We start from the raw sequence: 20159 nt of genomic DNA, 5'->3' as shown, positions 1-20159 counted from the left end.
GCCTTTCATGTTGCTATCCCTGGAACCCCGCACGCAGCAGTCGCGCGCGATGCTCCTGCTGTCCCCGGTGCTGGCCGGCCTGCTGACCCTGGCCTGTGGCTCGGCGCTGTTCGTCGCCCTCGGCCATGACCCGCTGGAAACCCTGCACGCCCTGCTGGTGGCGCCCATCAGCGACCTCTACGGCATCTCCGAACTGCTGGTGAAGGCGCTGCCCATCCTGCTCTGCGCCCTGGGCCTGGCGGTGGCCTACCAGGCGCGCATCTGGAACATCGGCGCCGAAGGCCAGCTGCTGCTGGGCGCCCTGGCCGGCAGTGCCGTGGCGGTGCACATCATCGACTGGGAAAGCCGCTGGGCCCTGGCCCTGGTGCTGGCCGCCGGCATGCTCGCCGGTGCCGCCTGGGGTGGCCTAGCGGCCTGGTTGCGCACGCGCTTCAACGCCAACGAGATCCTCACCACCATCATGCTCAACTACGTGGCCCTGAACCTGCTGCTCTATGCGGTGCACGGCCCGCTGAAGGACCCGGCCGGCTTCAACTTCCCCGAGTCGGCCATGTTCGGCGATGCCTCGCGCCTGCCGCCGGTGGTCGAGGACCTGCGCCTGCACATCGGCCTGTACTTCGCCCTGTTCGCCCTGGTGGCGGTGTGGGTGCTGCTGCACAAGAGCTTCCTCGGCTTCCAGATCAAGGTGCTGGGCCTGGACAAGCGCGCCGCCGGCTTCGTCGGCTTCCGCGAGAAGCGCCTGGTGTGGCTGGCGCTGCTGGTCAGCGGCGGCCTGGCAGGCCTGGCCGGCGTCGGCGAGGTCACCGGCCCCATCGGCCAGTTGGTGCCGCAGGTGTCGCCGGGCTACGGCTACGCGGCCATCACCGTGGCCTTCCTCGGCCGCCTCAACCCTTTCGGCATCCTCGTCGCCGGGCTGCTGATGGCGCTGCTCTACCTGGGCGGCGAGAACGCGCAGATGGCTCTCAACCTGCCGCAATCCATCACCCAGCTGTTCCAGGGAATGATGCTGTTCTTCCTCCTCGCCTGTGATGTGTTGATTCTCTATCGGCCACGCTTCGCGTGGAGCTACAAGCTTCAAGTGGCAAGCGCCAAGAAGAGTGCCACCGCATGAGTCACCCCCACACCCGTTCTTCAACTTGTAGCGTGCGGCTTGCCGCTCGAGGCTTCCTTCCATGGACATCGATCTAATCACCAACATCCTCTACGCCATGGTGCGCTGCGGCACGCCGCTGCTGCTGGTCGCCCTGGGCGAGCTGGTGTGCGAGAAGAGCGGCGTGCTCAACCTCGGCCAGGAAGGGATGATGCTGTTCGGTGCGGTGGTGGGTTTCATCGCCGCCATCAGCACCGGCAACCTGTGGCTCGGCGTGCTGCTGGCGATGGCCGCCGGCATGCTGCTGTCCGCCCTGTTCGCCCTGGTGGCCCTGGGCTGCAACGCCAACCAGGTGGCCACGGGCCTGGCGCTGACCATCTTCGGCATCGGCCTGTCGTCCTTCGTCGGCGCCGCCTGGGTGGGCAAGCCGCTGTCCGGTTTCGAGCCGGTGGCCATCCCGCTGCTCAGCGGCATTCCGCTGCTGGGCAAGATGCTGTTCAGCCAGGACCTGATGGTCTACCTGTCCTTCGCGCTGTTCGGGCTCATCGCCTGGGCGCTGCTCAAGAGCCGCATCGGCCTGGTGCTCCAGGCCGTGGGCGAGAACCCCGACGCGGCCAGCGCCATGGGCCTGCCGGTGCTGCGCGTGCGCACCCTGGCGGTGCTCTTCGGCGGGGCCATGGCGGGCATGGCCGGAGCCTACCTGTCCCTGGCGTACACGCCGATGTGGGCGGAGAACATGACCGCCGGGCGTGGCTGGATCGCCCTCGCCCTGGTGGTGTTCGCCAGCTGGCGGGTGTTCCGCGTGCTGCTCGGCGCCTACCTCTTCGGCCTGGCCAGCATCCTCCACCTGGTGGCCCAGGGCGTCGGCCTGGCCATCCCGGCCAACCTGCTGGCGATGCTGCCCTACGTGGCGACCATCCTGGTGCTGGTGCTGCTCTCCCGCGATGCCGTGCGCACCCGCCTGTTCGCCCCCGTGTCCCTGGGCCAGCCGTGGAAGGGTGGGCACTGACCTGAGATCACTCCCGGGCTGAAGCCCGGGCTACAGGGTTGGCCCGTGCGAAGCGTAGCCCGGACTTCAGTCCGGGAAGCCCAGGCACACGCACCCAATAAACGGCTACTCTTGCCGGTCTTCACATGCAGAGGACCGCACATGAGCAGCACACAAACCGCATTGATCATCGGCGCCTCCCGGGGCATCGGCCTGGGCCTGGTCAAGCAGCTGCAGGCCGCCGGCTGGCAGGTCACCGCCACCGTGCGCAACCCGCAGGGCGCCGGCGACCTGGCCGCGCTGGAGGGCGTCGAGGTGAAAACCCTGGACCTGGACAGCGTCGCCGGCCTGGAGACCCTGGCCGGTGAGCTGGACGGCCGCGCCTTCGACCTCATCCTGGTCAACGCCGGTGTCTACGGCCCGGTGCACCAGTCCGCCGTGCAGGCCACCGAGGCCGAGATCGCCCAGCTGTTCCTCACCAACGCCGTGGCCCCCATCCGCCTGGCCCAGCGCCTGCGCGACAACCTGCTGCCCGGCGGCACCCTGGCCTTCATGAGTTCGATACTGGGCAGCGTGGCCGGCAACGACGCCGGCGGCCTGTCGCTGTACCGCGCCAGCAAGGCCGCGCTGAATACCATGACCCGCAGCCTGGTGGCCGAATGGGGCGACGCTTCGCCCACGGTGCTGAGCCTGCACCCGGGCTGGGTGAAGACCGACATGGGCGGCGAGTCCGCCGAGATCGACGTCGGCACCAGCGTCCAGGGCCTGGTGCAGCAGATCGAGGCCTTCGCCGGTCGTGGCGGCCATCACTACATCGACTACCAGGGCCAGACCATTCCCTGGTGACGCACCAGCAGGCGGCGGGCAGCGCTCGCCGTGCACCATCCGCGCTCGCGGATGGTGTGCAACACCTGCTGCGAGGGGCCTGGCACGCGGCTTTGCGCGCGGCTTGTCCAGTTGGTCAATTTTTTGCAATCGCCTGGTCAGCCCACAGGGCACAGCAAAGAACAACAGACCAGGAGCCCCATCCACCATGTTCGATTCCAAGAAGAACCTGCTGCGCACGCTCGTCGCCGCCATCGGTTTCAGTGCCACCCTCGGCGTTTCCGCCGCCGACCCGCTGAAGGTCGGCTTCGTCTATGTCGGCCCCATCGGCGACCACGGCTGGACCTACCAGCACGAGGAAGGCCGCAAGGCGCTGGTGGCCAAGCTGGGCGACAAGGTCGAGACCAGCTTCGTCGAGAACGTCGCCGAGGGCGCCGATGCCGAGCGGGTCATCCGCAACATGGCCAAGGGCGGCTACGACCTGATCTTCACCACCTCCTTCGGCTACATGAACCCCACCGCCAAGGTGGCCAAGCAGTTCCCCAAGGTCACCTTCGAGCACGCCACCGGCTACAAGCAGGACAAGAACCTCGGTACCTACCTGTCGCGCTCCTACGAGGGCCGCTACGTCGGCGGCTACCTGGCGGCGAAGATGACCAAGAGCCACAAGATCGGCTACATCGCCTCCTTCCCCATCCCGGAAGTGATCCGCGACATCAACGCCATCCAGCTGGCCCTGAACAAGTACGACCCGCAGGCCGAGATCAAGGTGGTCTGGGTCAACTCCTGGTTCGACCCGGGCAAGGAAGCCGACGCCGCCAACGCGCTGATCGACCAGGGCGTGGACGTGGTCTTCCAGCACACCGACAGCCCGGCGCCGATCCAGGCCGCCGAACGCCGTGGCGTGTACTCCGTGGGCTACGCCTCGGACATGGCCCACTTCGGCCCGAAGGCCGTGCTCACCTCCATCGTCAACAACTGGGGGCCGCACTACATCCAGGCCGCCGAAGGCGTGATGGCCGGCACCTGGAAATCCCAGGACTATTGGGGCGGCCTGGCCGAGGACACCATCCAGCTGCCCATCAGCGACCTGGTGCCGGCCGACGTGAAGGCCGAGGCGGAGAAGATCATCGCCAGCATCAAGAGCGGCGAGTTCCACCCCTTCACCGGCCCGATCAAGGACCAGAGCGGCGCCATCAGGCTGGCCGACGGCGTGACCGCCACCAACGCCGACCTGGCCGGCATGAACTACTACGTCGAAGGCATCAAGGCGGAACTGCCGAAGTAAGCGAAGCCCCTCTCCCCCACCGGGGAGAGGGTGTTCTCCCACAGGATCCAAGGATCACCCGATGAACCAGCTCCCCATCATCGACATCGCCGCGCTCTACGGTGATGACCACCAGGCCTGGCAGCAGGTCGCGGCGCGCATCGACGCCGCCTGCCGCGACTGGGGCTTCTTCTACATCACCGGCCACGGCATCGCCTCCGCGCGCATCGAGGCGCTGCTGGCGGCGGCCAAGGCCTTCTTCGCCCAGCCCGAGGCGGAGAAGCTGAAGATCGACATCACCCGCACCGCGCACCATCGCGGCTACGGCGCCATCGCCACCGAGCAGCTCGACCCGAGCAAGCCGAGCGACCTGAAGGAGACCTTCGACATGGGTTTCCACATGGACGCGAACCACCCCGAGGTACTGGCCGGCAAGCCCCTGCGCGGCCCCAACCGCCACCCCGAACAGGCCGGCTGGGCGCCCTTGATGGAGCAGCACTACGCCGACATGCAGGCCCTGGCACAGACCCTGCTGCGGGCCATCGCCCAGGCCCTGGGCATCGACCGCGAATTCTTCGACCAGCGCTTCGCCGAGCCCATCAGCGTGTTCCGCATGATCCACTACCCGCCGCGCCACACCGCCAGCTCCGCCGAGCAACAAGGCGCCGGCGCGCACACCGACTACGGCTGCGTCACCCTGCTCTACCAGGACGACGCCGGCGGCCTGCAGGTGCAGGACGTGCGCGGCCAGTGGATCGACGCGCCGCCGATCGCCGGCAGCTTCGTGGTCAACATCGGCGACATGATGGCGCGCTGGAGCAACGACCGGTACAAGTCCACCCCGCACCGGGTCATCAGCCCCCTTGGCGTGCACCGCTACTCCATGCCCTTCTTCGCCGAACCGCACCCGGATACGGAAATCAGCTGCCTGCCCAACTGCTCCAGCGCCGACAACCCGCCGAAATACCCGGCGGTGACCAGCGCCGAGTACCTGCTTTCGCGCTTCGCCGACACCTACGCCTACCGCCGCGAAGAAACCGCCTGAGCGCCTGGGCGATTGCCGTTCGCCAGGGGCCGCCGGGTGGCCCCTGGGGCAACACCGTTCGGGCGGCTGCTCGGCGAAATCCTGTCCGGGAAGTTAAACTTGCAGGCGACCTTGCCTGATAACGAGAAACCACCATGTACGACTGGCTCAATGCCTTGCCCAAAGCCGAACTGCACCTGCACCTGGAAGGTTCGCTCGAGCCCGAGTTGCTGTTCGCCCTGGCCGAACGCAACAAGGTCACCCTGCCCTGGCACGACGTCGAAACCCTGCGCCGCGCCTACGACTTCGGCAACCTGCAGGAATTCCTCGACCTCTACTACGCCGGCGCCGATGTGCTGCGCACCGAGCAGGACTTCTACGACCTGACCTGGGCCTACCTGCAACGCTGCAAGGCGCAGAACGTGATCCACACGGAACCCTTCTTCGACCCGCAGACCCACACCGATCGCGGCATCCCCTTCGAAGTGGCGCTCAACGGCATCCGCCATGCCCTGGACGACGGCCGCAAGCAGCTCGGCATCAGCAGCGGGCTGATCCTCAGCTTCCTCCGCCACCTCTCCGAAGACGAAGCGCAGAAGACCCTCGACCAGGCGCTGCCCTTCCGCGACGCCTTCTTCGCCGTGGGCCTGGACAGCTCCGAGATGGGTCACCCGCCGAGCAAGTTCCAGCGCGTGTTCGACCGTGCCCGTGGCGAAGGCTTCCTCACCGTCGCCCATGCCGGCGAGGAAGGCCCGCCGGAATACATCTGGGAGGCCCTCGACCTGCTGAAGATCGAGCGCATCGACCACGGCGTGCGCGCCATTGAGGACGAGCGCCTGATGCAACGCATCATCGACGAGCAGATCCCCCTCACCGTCTGCCCGCTGTCCAACACCAAGCTCTGCGTGTTCGACCACATGAGCCAGCACAACATCCTCGACATGCTCGAGCGCGGCGTGAAGGTGACGGTGAACTCCGATGACCCGGCCTACTTCGGCGGCTACGTCACCGAAAACTTCTACGCCCTGCACGAACACCTGGGCATGAGCCAGGAACAGGCCCAGCGCCTGGCGCAGAACAGCCTGGATGCACGGTTGGTGAAGTAAAGGAAAAGGGCCGCGATGCGGCCCTTTTCATTTATCCCGTAGGTCGGGTGCAACCCGACAACTCCGCACGAAGGCTTCGCGGGTTTCACCCGCCCTACCAGGCGCGGGTGGCGGTCAGGCCGGGCGTTCGCTGCGCGGGGTGATGGCCCGCAGGATGCCGTTGAGCAGCACGCCATAGAGCGGCACGAACAGCACCAGGCTGACAGTGAGCTTGACGCCGTAGTCCACCGTGGCGATCTCCACCCAGTGCTCGGCCATGAAGGGGTTGTCGCTGTGCCAGAAGGCCACCGAGAAGAAGGTGAAGGTGTCCAGCAGGTTGCCGGCGATGGTGGAGACCACCGGGGCGATCCACCACTGGCGCATCTTGCGCAGGCGGTCGAATACCTGGATGTCGAGGATCTGCCCCAGCACGTAGGCGAGGAAGCTGGCCAGGGAGATGCGGGCGACGAACAGGTTGAACTCGCCCAGGGCGGCGAAGCCCTGGAAGGCCGCGTCCTGGAACAGCACGGAGACCACGTAGGAGGCCGCCAGCGCCGGCAGCATCACGCGGGCGATCACCTGGCGCGCGGCCTGCTTGCCGAGCAGGCGCACGGTCAGGTCGGTGGCGAGGAAGATGAACGGGAAGCTGAACGCGCCCCAGGTGGTCTGCCAACCGAACAGGGTCATGGGCAGCTGCACCAGGTAGTTGCTGGCGATGATGATCAGGATATGGAAGGCGATGAGGCCGGTCAGGGCGGGGCGCCAGACCGTGGGAAGAGCTGCGGGCATGGTGACTCACATCCTTTTTGCCGATGGGGTTAGGGAACCCATGTCGCAGCCCCATGGCCACGACGGCGCGCATTCTAACTTGACCCGCGCGTCAAAAAAAGACGTCGGCCCGGTGCTTTCGTCGGCGGCCCGGCCTCAGCCGTGCGCCAGCGCCTCGGCGTACACCGCCAGGCGGCCGCGCCCGCCGTTCTTGGCCTGGTAACAGGCGATATCGGCCTGGCGCAGCAGCTCGGCCGGCTCGCTGTTGCCGGCCCGGAGGGTGGCCAGGCCGACACTGGCGCCGACCTGGAAGACCTGCCCCTCCCACTCGAAGCGCAACGCCTGGATGTGCTCGATCAACCGTGCGGCGAGAATCTCCGCCTGGGCCAGGGGGCAGCTGCGCAAAATCATCGAGAACTCGTCGCCACCCAGGCGCGCCAGCAGGTCGCCGCTGCGCACCAGGTCCTGCATCAATCGCGAGATGCGCCGCAGCAGTTCGTCACCGGCGGCGTGGCCGGCGTTGTCGTTGACCTGCTTGAAGTGGTCCAGGTCGATGAAGAACAGCACGCTGTGCCCGGCGTTCTGCTCCACCTCGCGGCAGCTTTCCGCCAGGGCGTCTTCGAAAGCCGGGCGGTTGAGCAGCCCGGTCAAGGCATCGTGGGTAGCGGCGTAGCGCAGGTGCTTCTGCATGGCCCGCGCCTCGCTGACATCGGTGAACACCAGCACGCTGCCGAGCAGCTCGCCGTCGGCACTGCGCACCGGGGCCGCCTGGCCACGCAGGGCGATGAGGCCACCGGCGCCATGGCGCAGGGACGAGAGCCCGGGGATGCTTTCCACCGTGCCCAGCTCCAGGCAGGGCCGCACCGGGCTGGCCACCGGGCGCCCCTCTTCGCTTTCCAGGGGCAGCACGCGCTCGATGGCCTGGCCACGGGCCGCGGCGGTACTCCAGCCGCTGAGGCGTTCGGCCACCGGGTTGAGGAAGCGTACACGGCCGTCCAGGTCGGTGGTGATCACCCCGTCGCCGATGGAATTGAGCGTCACCTGCAGGCGCTCGCGCTCGTCGTTCAGGCGTTCGGTGAGCTCGCGCAACTGGGTCACGTCCCAGTTGGTGCCGATCATCCGGGTGGGCTTGCCCTCGGCGTCCAGGGCCAGGCTGCCGTGGCCACGCAAGGTACGGATATCGCCATTGGGCAGGGTGATGCGGAACTCCACGTCCAGCTGCACCAGGCCTTCGCGCACCCGCTGCAGCTCACGCTGCATGGCGTCGATGTCGCCGGGGTGGACGAAGCGTACCCACTCCTCGTAGCTCACCGGCCGCCCCAGCGGACGCAGGCCGTAGAGGCGGAACAGGCTGTCGTCCCAGATCATGTCGTCGCTGATCAGGTCCCAGTCCCAGACCCCCACGCCGCTGGCGCCGGTGGCCAGGGAATAACGCTGGGCCAGCTCGGCCAGTTCGGCCTCGGCGCGCTTGCGCCGGTCGATGTCCTCGATCTGCGAAATGAAATACAGCGGCCGCCCCTCGCCGTCGCGCACCAGGGATACCGCCAGCAGCGCCCAGACCTGGGAGCCGTCGCGGCGCTGGTAGCGCTTCTCCAGGCGATAGCTGTCGCGCCGGCCCTCGAGCATCTCGCGCACCAGCTCTAGGTCGTCAGCCAGGTCGTCGGGGTGGGTGATGTCCTGGAAGGTCAGCCCCATGAACTCGGCCGGGGTGTAGCCGAGCATCTCGCACAGGGCGCGGTTGACCCGTTGCCAGCGGCCATCGAGCCCCACCAGGGCCATGCCGATGGCCGAATGCTCCATGGCATCGCGGAAGCGCGCCTCGCTGGCCGCCAGTTCCCGCTGGCGCCGCCGGCCCTGCTCCACGGCGGCGGCCAGCAACAGGGGCGGCAGCAGCGACAGCAGCAAGGGCAGGTACAGGGTGACCTCCTGCCACAGCGGCGTTACCGGCGGCAGCTCCAGCCCGCCCATGGCGACCATCAGGCCACCGCTGAAGGAGGTCAGGGTCACCAGCAGCGCAGTGCCGGCGAAGGGCAGCCGCACCGCCGCCAGCAGCAGCGGCAACGACAGGTAAACGAAGGGCGAAGGCAGCAGGCGCAGGGCCACCAGGGTCACCAGCAGCACCAGCGGCACGTAGAAGAACAGCTCGTGGGGGCGCCTGGGTGAACGCAGCGAGTGCAGGCCGTGCTGCTGCAGCTGCACCGTCAGCGGCAGGATCGACAAGGTGCCCAGCACCGCGCCTTCGTACCAGGACAGCCAGACCCGGCCGAAGCCGGCATAGCCGATGCTCTGCACGATCAGCGCCCCCAGGGTGGAGCTGACCAGCGGCGGCACCATGGCCCCGAGCAAGATGAAGCGGAGGAAGGCCGACGGGCTGCGGCTCATGTTCAGCGCCACGCCGGTGCGGCGCAACAGGAAGGCGGCGAGCGCCATCTCCAGCATGTTGGCCGGCAGGAAGCTGGCGGACATGGCCAGGGTGTCGCCCATCAGTTGCCCGGCCAGCATATTGGCCACCAGCATCACGCCGAGCAGCGCCGGCCAGCGCCGCAGCGGCTGGGCCCAGAGGAAGGTGATGCCGAAGGCGTTGGCGTACCAGAGGGTGGCGATGGTGCCCGGCTGGCGCGCCAGCCAGACGGCGCCCAGGGCCAGCAGCAGGTAGCCGAGGAAGACCAGCAGCAGGGTCGCGCCGAAGCGCCCGGGCACGGCCGGGGCAGCACTCACGATCGTGCGCATCGGAAAGCGGATGGGGCGGGACGGCTGGTGACCACGGCTCATCTCCGGGCAGTCTGCGATTCGTCGGGGACGCTCCATCACAATAGCGAATGGCGCGCCCCGCACAACAGCTGGCTGTGACGCTCAGCGCGGCGCCTGGGCCACCCCCTGCCAGGGTGCGCCGAGCAGCAGTTCGCCGCAGCGCTGGCGGAGGAACGCGCGCAGCAGGTTCACCGGCTTGCTCAACTGGGCGCGATGGGGGCAGATCAGGTTCAGCGGCGTGGGCTCGCCGAGGTAATCCTCCAGGGCCAGCTGCAGGCGCCCGGCACGCACGTCGGCGGCCACGTCCAGCCAGGACTTGTACACCAGCCCCTGCCCCGCCACCGCCCAGCGCCGCACCACATCGGCGTCATCGCAGACCCGGTCACCGGCCACCGTGACCACCTGGCTGCGGCGCCCCTCGTGGAAGGTCCACTGGTCATGCACGCGACCACCGAGCAGGTACAGCAGGCAGTTGTGCCGGTGCAGTTCCTCCGGCGTACGCGGCCGGCCATGACGGGCGAAGTAGCCCGACGCACCACAGAGCACGCGGCGGTTGCCCGGGGCCAGGGGCAGCGCCACCAGGCTGGAATCCTCCGGCTCGCCGGAACGGATGGCGATGTCCACCGGCTGGCGGAACAGGTCGGCCACCTGGTCGCTGAGGAACAGGCGCACGCTGAGGCGCGGGTGCTCGGCCTGGAATTCGTCCAGCCAGGGCAGCAGCACGTTGCGGCCGAAATCCGACGGCGCCGAGAGCTGCAACAGCCCGCCGATGTCGCTCTTGCCGCCGGCCAGCTGCTGGCGCCCCTCATCCAGGCTCTGCAACGCGGCGCGGGCGTGCACCAGGTACTGCTCGCCCTCGGCGGTCAGGCGCAGGCTGCGGGTGGAGCGGGCGAACAGGCGGGCGTCGAGGCGCTGCTCCAGGCGCTTGAGGGCGGCGCTGGCCACGGCCGGGGAGATCTCCAGCTCGCGGGCGGCGGCGGAAAGGCTGCCACGGTCGGCGGTACGGACGAAGACGGTAAGGTCGTCGAGGCGCAGCATTTTCAAAAATCCTTTGAAAGACTGTCGTCTTCTAGCTGATTTTTCTTCGCTGCGAAATGGCTCAACCTATGCGCAATTAACCCCGGAGAAGCCGCCATGACCCCCTCGCTCCATCTGATCGCCCATATCGACGCCCTCCCCGGCCAGGCCGAGGCGGTGGAAGCCGCCCTGCGCGAGCTGGTGGCCGCCAGCCGCAGCGAACCCGGCTGCCTGCAGTACGACCTGCACCGCGACCGCGCCGACACGCTGCGCTTCGTCATGCTGGAAACCTGGCGCGACGCCGCCGCCCTGGAGGCCCACAAGGCCACCGCCCACTACCGCCATTTCGGCGATGCCCACGGCAGCCGCCTCAAGGGCGTCACCCTCACCCTTCTCGATCGCCTCGCCTGAACCCAGGAGCCCACGATGAAAGCCGTTGCCTATTACCAGTCCCTGCCCGTCGACCACGCCGATGCGCTGCAGGACGTCGAACTGCCCGCCCCCACCCCGGGCGCCCGTGATCTGCTGGTGGAGGTCCGCGCCATTTCGGTGAACCCGGTGGACACCAAGATCCGCCGCAACGTGCAGCCGGAGAACGGCCAGGCCAAGGTGCTGGGCTGGGACGTGGCCGGCGTGGTCAAGGCCGTGGGCAGCGACGTGACCCTGTTCCAGCCGGGCGACGAGGTGTTCTACGCCGGCGCCCTGACCCGTCCGGGCGGCAACGCCGAGCTGCACCTGGTGGACGAGCGCATCGTCGGCAAGCGCCCCCGGAGCCTGGACTTCGCCAAGTCCGCCGCCCTGCCGCTGACCGCCATCACCGCCTGGGAGCTGCTGTTCGACCGCCTGGGCATCGCCGAAGGCAAGGCCGACCAGGGCCAGAGCCTGCTCATCGTCGGCGCCGCCGGCGGCGTCGGCTCCATCCTCGTGCAACTGGCCCGCCAGCTCACCGGGCTGACCGTGATCGGCACCGCCTCGCGCCCGGAAACCCAGGCCTGGGTCCGCGAGCTGGGCGCCCACCACGTGATCGACCACAGCCAGCCCCTGGCGGCCGAGCTCAAGCGCATCGGCCTCGACAGCGTCACCCACGTCGCCAGCCTGACCCAGACCGACCAGCACCTGGAACAGCTGGTGGAAGCCCTGGCGCCCCAGGGCAAACTGGCGCTGATCGACGACCCGGCCGGCCTCGACGTGCTCAAGCTCAAGCGCAAGAGCATCTCGCTGCACTGGGAGTTCATGTACACCCGCTCGATGTTCGAAACCGCCGACATGATCGAACAGCACAGGCTGCTCAACCGCGTCAGCGAGCTGATCGACGCCGGCGTGCTGAAGACCACCTTCGGCGAACACTTCGGCCGCATCGACGCCGCCAACCTCAAGCGCGCCCACGCGCTGCTGGAAAGCGGCAAGGCCAAGGGCAAGATCGTGCTCGAGGGGTTCTGAGAGCCTCGCCTGCCAATGGGGTGTCCACCTGGACGCCCCATCGCGAATGAATTCGCTCCCACCGGCGGCGCTGCGCGCCGCTTGGCGACTGAAGTCGCCCCTACAGAAGCGCCGAGCCACCCTGCAAACGCCAGTGTCCGCCCGTAGGGAGTGCCGCGCGCACCGAGCAAGCCGATGCGCACCTCGCCATGACCATCGAGCAATGAAGGCGGGGCAGCAAACGCCACCTGCAGAACGACGATGACGAGCGACAAGCCTGGCGACAGCTGAGCCACAGGAAGCGGCCCAGCGCCCTCCGCCGAACGGTCTTCCGCCACCAGTCGGCAATTTGATCCGGGTCATTTTCTGTCATCTACCCGGGTCTACACTGGGGGCTCACTTTCTCAGGGAGAGGGCACCATGAACGTCATAGTCCGACCACTCCGTACCACCCAGGGCAACAGTTGGCAGGTCTGCATGGACCAGCATGCGGTGAGCTTCCGCAGCGAGGCCGAGGCGCAGCGCTTCGTCGCCACGCTGGAGGCGCGGCTCAAGGCGCCGCACGTCCTGCCCGAGCTGAAACAGCGGGCCGCGGGCTAGCCGAGCACCGACGGCTGGCCCCGGGTCAGCCGCCAGGTGATCAGCGACGCACACACGGCTCCGGCGCCGCACAGGCAGATCACCATCGCCACCGGCATCGCCGATCCATCGTGCAACACCCCCACCAGCGCGGCGGCACCCGCCGCCACGCTGAACTGCAGGCTGCCCATCAGCGCCGAGGCGCTGCCGGCATGGCGGCCCTGGCCGGCCATGGCGCTGGCCGAGGCGTTGGGGATGATGATGCCGAGGCTGGCGATGCAGCCGAACAGCGGCACCAGCAGCGGCCACAACTGCTCGGTGTGGGCACTGGCCACCGCCAGCAGCGCCAGCGCGCACGCCAGGTAGAACCACACCACCCGCCGCATCCAGTAGGCCGGCCCGCCGAAGCGCATCAACCAGGCGTTAACCTGGGCCACCAGGATGAAGCCCAGGGCGTTGCCGCCGAACAGCCAGCCGTAGTGCTCCGCCGGCACGCCGTAGAGCTCGATGAAGACGAAGGGCGAGCCGGCGATGTAGGCGAACATCCCCGCCATGGACAGGCCGCCGGTCATGGCGTAGCCGATGAACACCCCATCCCCCAGCAGGCGCTTGTACTGGCCCAGGGCACCGCGCAACGGCGGGCGCTCGTCGCCGCTGGTGAGGGTTTCCGGCAGCCAGAGGTAGACGCCGGTGAGCACCAGGGCGCTGAACAGGGTCAGCCCGAAGAAGATCGACGGCCAGCCGAACAGGTCCAGCAACAGGCCGCCGCCCAGGGGCGCGAGGATCGGCGCCAGGCCCATCACCAGCATCAGTTGCGAGAACACCTTGGCCGAGGCGATGGGGTCGCAGAGGTCGCGCACCACCGCCCGTGACACCACCATCCCCGCGCAGCCGCCCAGGGCCTGGACGAAGCGCGCGCCGATCAGCCATTCCAGGCTCGGCGCCAGGGCGCAGGCCACCGAGGCCAGGGTGAACAGGCTCACCCCCACCAGCAGCGGGAGGCGCCGGCCGAAGCGGTCGGCGATGGGGCCGTAGAGCAATTGCCCGATGGCCAGGCCGATGAAATAGGACGCCAGGCTCAGCTGCACGTGCTCCACGTCGGTGGAGAAGGCCTGGGCCAGCGCCGGGAAGCTCGGCAGGTAGAAGTCGATGGCCATGGGGCCGAAGGCACTGAGCGACCCGAGGATCAGCAGGATGCGGAAATTCATGGTTCACCTGAAAACAGGGCGCCGCCCCGAGGGCGGCGCCGTGGACTGCAAAAGACCGTGGAGCGATCGCGCGGTTCGATGTTCAGCGAGGCGGGCGCGTCACTCGGCGGCTGGTGCCTTCTTCTTGCGCCCCAGCCTGTCGGCGGCGGATTCCACCAGCAGATAGAACATCGGGATAAGGAAGGTTGCCAGCAAAGTGGCGGCAAGCATACCGCCAATCACCCCGGTGCCGATCGAATGTCGGCTCGCCGAGCCGGCGCCGGTGCTGATGGCCAGGGGCACGCAACCGAGGATGAAGGCCAGCGAGGTCATGACGATGGGCCGGAAGCGCAGCTTGGCCGCCTCCAGCGAGGACTCGAAGATGCCCTTGCCCTCCTCGCGACAGAGCACGGCGAACTCGATGATGAGGATGGCATTCTTCGCCGCCAGGCCGATCAGCGTCACCAGCCCCACCTGGAAGTACACGTCGTTGGACAGCCCGCGCATCCACACCGCGAGGATGGCGCCGAACACCGCGAAGGGCACCGCGGTGACCACGGCGATGGGCAGGGTCCAGCGCTCGTACTGGGCGGCGAGGATGAGGAACACCAGCACCAGGCCGAAGATGAAGGCCTTGCTGCCCGAGCCCTGGGTGGCCAGTTCCTGGTAGGCCGAGCCGATCCAGCCGATGCTGTAGTCCTCGCCCAGCACCTCGTCCGCCACCTCCTGCATGGCCGCCAGGGCCTGGCCGGAGCTGTAGCCCGGCGCCGGGCCGCCGAGGATCTTGGCCGCCGGGTAGACGTTGAAGCGCGCGTAGGAGTCCGGCCCGAGGATGCGCTGCACCCGCACCAGGGACGACAGCGGCACCAGGTCGCCGGAAGCCGAGCGCACGTAGACCTGGCTGAGGTCCTCGGGCTTGCGGCGGAACTCGGACTCCGCCTGCAGGCTGACCTGCCAGGTGCGCCCGTAGAGGGTGAAGTCGTTGACGTAGTAGCTGCCGAAGGTGGACTGCATGGCGGTGAACACATCGTTCACCGCCACCCCCAGGGCGCGGGCCTTGGTGCGGTCGAGGTCGACGTAGTACTGCGGCACGTTGGCGTTGAAGGTGGTGTTCACCCCCACCAGTTCCGGGCGCTTGGAGATGGCGCCGATGAACTTGGTGACCGTCTCTTCCAGCTGCTGGACGCTGCCGCCGGAGCGGTCCTGGATGTAGGCCTCGAAGCCACCGGTGGTGCTCATGCCGGTGATCGGCGGCGGGTTGAAGGTCATCACCACGCCGTCCTTCTGCCCGGCGCCCATGGCCATGAAGCTGGGTGGCAGGTTGCGCGCGTCCAGTTCGTCGGTGGTGCGCTCCTTCCAGTCCTTCAGCGGCACGAAGGACACCCCGGCGTTGCTGCGGGTGCCGAAGGTGAGCACGTCGAAGCCGGCGAAGGTGACCACGTCCTGCACCGCCGGGTGCTTCATCAGTTGCTCGGTCACCGCGCTGGTGACCTCTTCGGTGCGGGTCAGGGAGGCGGCCGGCGGCAGGAAGTAGGCGTTGATCACATAGCCCTGGTCTTCATCCGGCACCAGCGAGCCGGGCACCCGGCCGAACAGCACCACCATCAGCGCGATCATCCCGCCGAACAGCAGCAGGCCGATGACGCTGCGCTTGAGGAAGAAGCGCACGCCGGCGGTGTAGCCGTCGGTGGCGCGGTCGAAGAAGCGGTTGAACCAGCGGAACGGCGCCGCCGGCTCCTCGTGGGTGGGCTTGAGCAGCAGGGCGCAGAGCGCCGGTGACAGGGTCAGCGCGACGATGCCGGAGATCACCACCGACACCGCGATGGTGATCGCGAACTGCTTGTACATCTGCCCCGCCAGGCCGCCGAGGAAGCCCACCGGGACGAACACCGCGCAGAGCACCAGGACGATGGCGACGATGGGCCCGGTGACCTCCTCCATGGCCTTGATCGAGGCATCGCGCGGGCTGAGCTTCTCGGTGCGCATCACCCGCTCGACGTTCTCCAGCACCACGATGGCGTCGTCCACGACTATGCCGATGGCCAGCACCATGCCGAACAGGGTCAGCAGGTTGATGGAGAAGCCGAGCATGTACATGCCGGCGAAGGTGCCGATCAGCGACACCGGGATGGCCAGCACCGGGATCAGCGTGGCGCGCCAGTTCTGCAGGAAGATGAAGACCACCAGCATCACCAGCACCAGGGCCTCGACGAAGGTGTGGATAACCTCCTCGATGGAGACCTTGACGAACTTGGTGGTGTCGTAGGGGATCTTGTAGGCGATGCCGTCGGGGAAGCGCTTCTCCAGGCGCTTCATGGTGTTCTCCACCGCCTCGGCGGTGTCCAGGGCGTTGGCGCCGGGTTGCAGGTAGATGCCGAAGGCGGCGTTCTGCTGGCCGTTCAGCGAGGTCATCAGCGAGTAGTCCTGGGCGCCCAGCTCGACCCGCGCCACGTCCTTGAGCAGCAGGCTGGCGCCGGTGGAGTCGGTGCGCAGGATGACGCTCTCGAACTCCTTGGGTTCGGTGAAACGGCCCTTGGTGGTGACGGTGTAGGTGAAGTCCTGGGGCTGGTGCAGGGGCTGCTTGCCGAAGCTGCCGGCGGCGAACTGGGAGTTCTGTTCCTGGATGGCCTTGACCACGTCGCTGGGGGTCAGGTCGTACTGCGCCAGCTTGTCCGGCCGCAGCCAGATGCGCATGGAGTAGTCCTTGGAACCGAACTGGCTGGCGTCACCGACGCCGGGGATGCGCTTGAGCTCGTCGATCACGTTGATCAGCGCGTAGTTGCTGATGTAGATCGGGTCGCGGGAGTCATCCGGTGAGAACAGCGTGACCACCTGGAGGATGTCGGAGGATTTCTTCTCCACCTTCACCCCTTGCCGGCGCACCTCCTCGGGCAGCTTGGCCAGGGCGGCCTGGACCTTGTTGTTGACGTCGATGGTGGCCTGGTCCGGGTCGGTGCCCACCTGGAAGTACACGGTCAGGCTCATGGCGCCGTTGCTGTCGGAGTTGGACAGCTGGTAGATCATGCCCTGCACGCCGTTGATCTCCTGCTCCAGCGGCGCCGCCACGGTTTCGGCGATGACCTGGGAGCTGGCGCCCGGGTAGCTGGCGGTGACCGAGACCTGCGGCGGCAGGATCTCCGGGTACTGGGCGATGGGCAGCGCGCGCATGGCCGCGAGGCCGCCGAGGATGATGACGATGGAGATGACCGCGGCGAACACCGGGCGGTCGATGAAGAAGCGTGAGATCACGGCGGACGCTCCTCAGGATTGTTTCGGCTGGTCGGCGGGCTTGTCCTTCGCTTCGACGGCCTTGACCGGCGAATCGGGCCTGACCTTGGGCAGGCCCTCGACTATCACCCGGTCGCCTTCGGCGATGCCGGACTCGATGACCCAGCGCCCCTCGGAGGTGTCGCCGGTCTTGACCTCGCGCATGCGCGCCACGCCGTCCTTGTCCACCACGTAGACGAAGGTGCCGCGCGGCCCCTGGGCCAGGGCGCGCTCGGGCACGGTGATCGCCTTGGGCCGACTCAGCCCCTTGACCAGCACCCGCACGAACTGCCCGGGCAGCAGCTTCTGCTCGGGGTTGGGCACCACGGCGCGGGCACTGACGGTGCCGGTGCCGGTGTTGACGAAGCTGTCGGTGAAGTCGACGCGGCCTTCCAGCGGGTAGGTGGAGCCATCGCCGAACTTGAGCACGGCGGCCATCTTGCCGCCCTCGGGCAGGGTCAGCTTGCCGGTCTGCACGTCCTCGCGGATGCGCTCGGCTTCGGTGTCCGGGTAGCCGAAGTTGACGTAGATGGGGTCGAGCTGGGTGAGCTGGGTGAGCAGGCTGGAATTGGGATCACCGGCCACCACCAGGCTGCCCTCGGAGCGGGTTTCCTTGCTGGTCATGCCGGTGATGGGCGCCTTCACCGTGGTGTAGTCGAGGTCGATCTGCTTGGCCTGCACGTTGGCTTCGGCGGCCTGCACGTTGGCCTTGCTCTGCTCGAAGTTGGAGACGGCATTGTCCAGCTCGCTCTCGCTGGCGAAGCCCTTCTTCTGCAGTTCGCGGATGCGCTTGAGGTCGCGCTCGGTCTGGCGGTAGCGCGCCTGCTCCTGGGCCAGCGCGCCCTTGGCGCTGCCGAGGGCGGCCTGGTAGGTGCGCGGGTCGATGCGGAACAGCACCTGGCCGCGCTGCACCTTGCTGCCCTCCTGGTAGGTCCGCTCCTGAAGGATGCCGCTGACCTGGGCGCGCACTTCCACCTCGCGGTAGCCGGCGGTGCGCCCGGCGTATTCCAGGGTCATCGGCAGGGGCGCGGTCTTCACCGTTTCAACCAGCACCTCGGGTGGCGGTGGCGCCGCCTTGGCCGGGGCATCCGCCGCTTCGGCGACCGTGCCCAGGGACATCAGGCCGATAGCGAAGACGCGCAGCGAAAGGGTGAAAGAGGGTGAAAGCGGCATAGTGCGTCTCCATTCCATGACAGCGCCCGATTGGCAAAAACAGGAAACAGGTCAAGGCTGGATACATACGTTCACGCTTGTAAAAGCAGTATCCGACTGCAAAATCGGTAAACTCTGGCCCCCGAACAGAAGCCTAGACAGTATTCGTCCAACTGCTATGCGCAGAACCAAAGAAGAAGCGGAGAAAACCCGCAGCGATATCCTGGCTGCCGCCGAGGTGCTCTTCCTCGAGAACGGTGTCGCCCACACGTCCCTCGAGCAGATCGCCCGGGCGGCGGGCGTCACCCGTGGCGCCGTTTACTGGCACTTCCAGAACAAGGCCCACCTGTTCCACGAGATGCTCAACCAGGTGCGCCTGCCCCCGGAGCAGATGGCCCAGCGCCTGCACGGCGCCGAAGGCCGCGACCTGCTGCAGTCGCTGCTGGAGCTGTGCGTGGAGGCCATCACCAGCCTGGCCCTGGACGAGCAGCGCCATCGCATCTTCAACATCCTCCTGCACCGCTGCGAGTTCACCGAGGAACTGCGCGAGGCGGAGGATCGCCACAACGCCTTCGTCAATCAGTTCATCGACCTGTGCGAGGAGCTCTTCGCCCGCCCCGGCTGCGTCGAACGGCTGATGGACGGCCTCACCCCGCGCCTGGCCTCGCGCGCGTTGCACGCGCAAGTGATCGGGTTGTTCACCGACTGGACGCGCGACCCCGAGCTGTTCGATCCACAGCGCGAGGCCGGCATCCTGGTCGGCACCCTGTTCCGCGGCATGTTCCGCGACTGGGACCAGGGCGCCTGAGGACGGCTCAGGCCGCCGCTGCCTGGTAGCCCTCCTCGCGGATCGCCGCCAGGACCTCGTCCAGGGACAGCCGGCTGGCCACCCGCACCTCGCCGGCGCCCAGGTCCACCTGGACCTCCGCCGCCGGGTCGCGGGCCTGCAGCGACTGGGTGATGGCGCGGACGCAGTGGCCGCAGGACATGCCGCTTACCTTGAGAATCTGCATGGTTCAACTCCTGAGTTGATGGGTCTGGAATCAGTCTCGGGCTTGCCACGGTGGCAAGGTCAAGCGGGCCGTGATCCCCTACACTCAAGCCATGCCGTTCCGGAGTCGCCGCCATGTCCCCCAGCCGTTTCTGCCTGCTCGCCCTGCTCACCCTCGCCGGCCCCGCCAGCGCGCAATCCCCCATCGACTACAGCGTGCTGATCGTCACCCGCGAACGGGTCGAGCTGCCCACCAGCTGTGACGTCGGCCTGTACCTGCAGGACCAGCTCGCCGCGCGCCTGGTGCAGGGCGAGAGCATCGCCGTCAACCTGCAACCGGGCCCGGTTTCCATCCGCCTCGGCCTGCTCGGCCCCGGCCGCTGCAAACCCGGCATCGAGCAGCAGCGCCAGCAGTCCATCAGCCTGGAGGCTGGCGAGGTGCGCAAATACCGCCTGGCGATGAACACCTCCGGCCTGTACCTGACGCCGGCGCTGTCCAATCCCTGAACCAGGCCCCGGTCCCGGGCTGAAGCCCGGGCTACCCGCTGCGGTGGTGCCGGGCCATCGCGGATGAATCCGCTCCCACAAAAAAGCCTGTGCTCACAAGGGCGCCATGGGCGCCGAGTGGATCGCCGGGCGAATGAATTGGCTCTGTCTGCGTTAAGTGTTGCTAAAGGATTTGAGCCCAGCTGATTGCCGAGCTCTGGTGATGCTTCTGGTTTCGCCCACCCGGGCGAGTCCCTTTTTTC

General features: G+C 67.8%; 18 protein-coding genes. 11 read left to right on the top strand and 7 right to left on the bottom strand.

Features of this window, described 5'->3' with window-relative positions:
• The first annotated feature begins 7 nt into the window (after window positions 1-7).
• The 6 genes from OEJ36_RS26805 to OEJ36_RS26780 all read left to right on the top strand — a co-directional run bounded on the left by OEJ36_RS26805 (window position 8) and on the right by OEJ36_RS26780 (window position 6300).
• On the top strand, window positions 8-1111 hold the full coding sequence (locus tag OEJ36_RS26805; protein ID WP_263404100.1) for an ABC transporter permease: 1104 nt from the start codon (window positions 8-10) through the stop codon (window positions 1109-1111).
• A gap of 61 nt (window positions 1112-1172) precedes the next feature.
• Window positions 1173-2099, top strand: a complete 927-nt coding sequence (locus OEJ36_RS26800; protein ID WP_263404099.1) for an ABC transporter permease — start codon at window positions 1173-1175, stop codon at window positions 2097-2099.
• A 141-nt stretch (window positions 2100-2240) separates the two neighbouring features.
• Window positions 2241-2924, top strand: coding sequence for an SDR family oxidoreductase (locus tag OEJ36_RS26795; protein ID WP_263404098.1), 684 nt, complete (start codon window positions 2241-2243; stop codon window positions 2922-2924).
• A gap of 187 nt (window positions 2925-3111) precedes the next feature.
• Window positions 3112-4191, top strand: coding sequence for a BMP family ABC transporter substrate-binding protein (locus OEJ36_RS26790; protein ID WP_263404097.1), 1080 nt, complete (start codon window positions 3112-3114; stop codon window positions 4189-4191).
• 61 nt (window positions 4192-4252) lie between these two features.
• Window positions 4253-5215 (top strand): 2-oxoglutarate and iron-dependent oxygenase domain-containing protein, encoded by a 963-nt coding sequence (locus OEJ36_RS26785; RefSeq protein ID WP_263404096.1) that lies wholly within the window; start codon window positions 4253-4255, stop codon window positions 5213-5215.
• 134 nt (window positions 5216-5349) lie between these two features.
• On the top strand, window positions 5350-6300 hold the full coding sequence (locus tag OEJ36_RS26780; RefSeq protein WP_263404095.1) for an adenosine deaminase: 951 nt from the start codon (window positions 5350-5352) through the stop codon (window positions 6298-6300).
• A 114-nt stretch (window positions 6301-6414) separates the two neighbouring features.
• On the opposite strand, the gene OEJ36_RS26775 is transcribed toward OEJ36_RS26780, so the two are convergent.
• From OEJ36_RS26775 to OEJ36_RS26765, 3 genes are all read right to left on the bottom strand, one after another.
• Entirely contained in the window at window positions 6415-7068 is a 654-nt protein-coding gene (locus OEJ36_RS26775; protein ID WP_263404094.1) for a 7-cyano-7-deazaguanine/7-aminomethyl-7-deazaguanine transporter, read from the bottom strand.
• A 135-nt stretch (window positions 7069-7203) separates the two neighbouring features.
• Window positions 7204-9765, bottom strand: a complete 2562-nt coding sequence (locus OEJ36_RS26770) for a PAS domain S-box protein (RefSeq protein WP_263404093.1) — start codon at window positions 9763-9765, stop codon at window positions 7204-7206.
• Window positions 9766-9900: 135 nt separating this feature from the next.
• Window positions 9901-10836 carry a LysR family transcriptional regulator gene (locus OEJ36_RS26765; RefSeq protein ID WP_263404092.1) on the bottom strand — a complete coding sequence of 312 codons (936 nt, stop codon included), beginning with the start codon at window positions 10834-10836 and terminating at the stop codon, window positions 9901-9903.
• A gap of 96 nt (window positions 10837-10932) precedes the next feature.
• On the opposite strand from OEJ36_RS26765, the gene OEJ36_RS26760 reads away from it, so the two are divergent.
• The 3 genes from OEJ36_RS26760 to OEJ36_RS26750 all read left to right on the top strand — a co-directional run bounded on the left by OEJ36_RS26760 (window position 10933) and on the right by OEJ36_RS26750 (window position 12834).
• Window positions 10933-11226: a putative quinol monooxygenase gene (locus OEJ36_RS26760; RefSeq protein ID WP_263404091.1), complete on the top strand. Its 294-nt coding sequence runs from the start codon at window positions 10933-10935 to the stop codon at window positions 11224-11226.
• Between the two features lie 15 nt (window positions 11227-11241).
• The gene (locus tag OEJ36_RS26755) at window positions 11242-12255 is read left to right on the top strand and encodes a zinc-binding alcohol dehydrogenase family protein (RefSeq protein WP_263404090.1); all 1014 of its coding nucleotides are present in this window, start codon (window positions 11242-11244) and stop codon (window positions 12253-12255) included.
• A 399-nt stretch (window positions 12256-12654) separates the two neighbouring features.
• Entirely contained in the window at window positions 12655-12834 is a 180-nt protein-coding gene (locus tag OEJ36_RS26750; RefSeq protein WP_021217162.1) for a hypothetical protein, read from the top strand.
• Here the strand turns inward: OEJ36_RS26750 and OEJ36_RS26745 are convergent.
• The 3 genes from OEJ36_RS26745 to OEJ36_RS26735 form a co-directional block, all read right to left on the bottom strand.
• Complete coding sequence (locus OEJ36_RS26745) at window positions 12831-14021, bottom strand: multidrug effflux MFS transporter (RefSeq protein ID WP_263404089.1); 1191 nt, start codon at window positions 14019-14021, stop codon at window positions 12831-12833. The two genes, OEJ36_RS26750 and OEJ36_RS26745, sit on opposite strands and share 4 nt — an antisense overlap.
• A gap of 99 nt (window positions 14022-14120) precedes the next feature.
• Window positions 14121-17249 carry an efflux RND transporter permease subunit gene (locus OEJ36_RS26740; protein ID WP_317891606.1) on the bottom strand — a complete coding sequence of 1043 codons (3129 nt, stop codon included), beginning with the start codon at window positions 17247-17249 and terminating at the stop codon, window positions 14121-14123.
• A gap of 12 nt (window positions 17250-17261) precedes the next feature.
• Window positions 17262-18440, bottom strand: coding sequence for an efflux RND transporter periplasmic adaptor subunit (locus tag OEJ36_RS26735; protein WP_411861058.1), 1179 nt, complete (start codon window positions 18438-18440; stop codon window positions 17262-17264).
• Between the two features lie 157 nt (window positions 18441-18597).
• Between OEJ36_RS26735 and OEJ36_RS26730 the strand changes: the two genes are divergently transcribed.
• Window positions 18598-19227 (top strand): TetR family transcriptional regulator, encoded by a 630-nt coding sequence (locus OEJ36_RS26730; RefSeq protein WP_021217166.1) that lies wholly within the window; start codon window positions 18598-18600, stop codon window positions 19225-19227.
• Window positions 19228-19234: 7 nt separating this feature from the next.
• On the opposite strand, the gene OEJ36_RS26725 is transcribed toward OEJ36_RS26730, so the two are convergent.
• Window positions 19235-19432 (bottom strand): heavy-metal-associated domain-containing protein, encoded by a 198-nt coding sequence (locus tag OEJ36_RS26725; protein ID WP_043244619.1) that lies wholly within the window; start codon window positions 19430-19432, stop codon window positions 19235-19237.
• A gap of 113 nt (window positions 19433-19545) precedes the next feature.
• Here OEJ36_RS26725 and OEJ36_RS26720 point away from each other — a divergent pair, with 113 nt between their 5' ends.
• Entirely contained in the window at window positions 19546-19917 is a 372-nt protein-coding gene (locus tag OEJ36_RS26720; protein ID WP_052351372.1) for a hypothetical protein, read from the top strand.
• Window positions 19918-20159 lie beyond the last annotated feature (242 nt).

Origin of the sequence: Pseudomonas sp. PDM13 (genome assembly GCF_025685765.1) — a bacterium.
Lineage (GTDB): Bacteria > Pseudomonadota > Gammaproteobacteria > Pseudomonadales > Pseudomonadaceae > Metapseudomonas > Metapseudomonas solani.
This window is presented reverse-complemented; position numbering and strand designations above follow the sequence as displayed.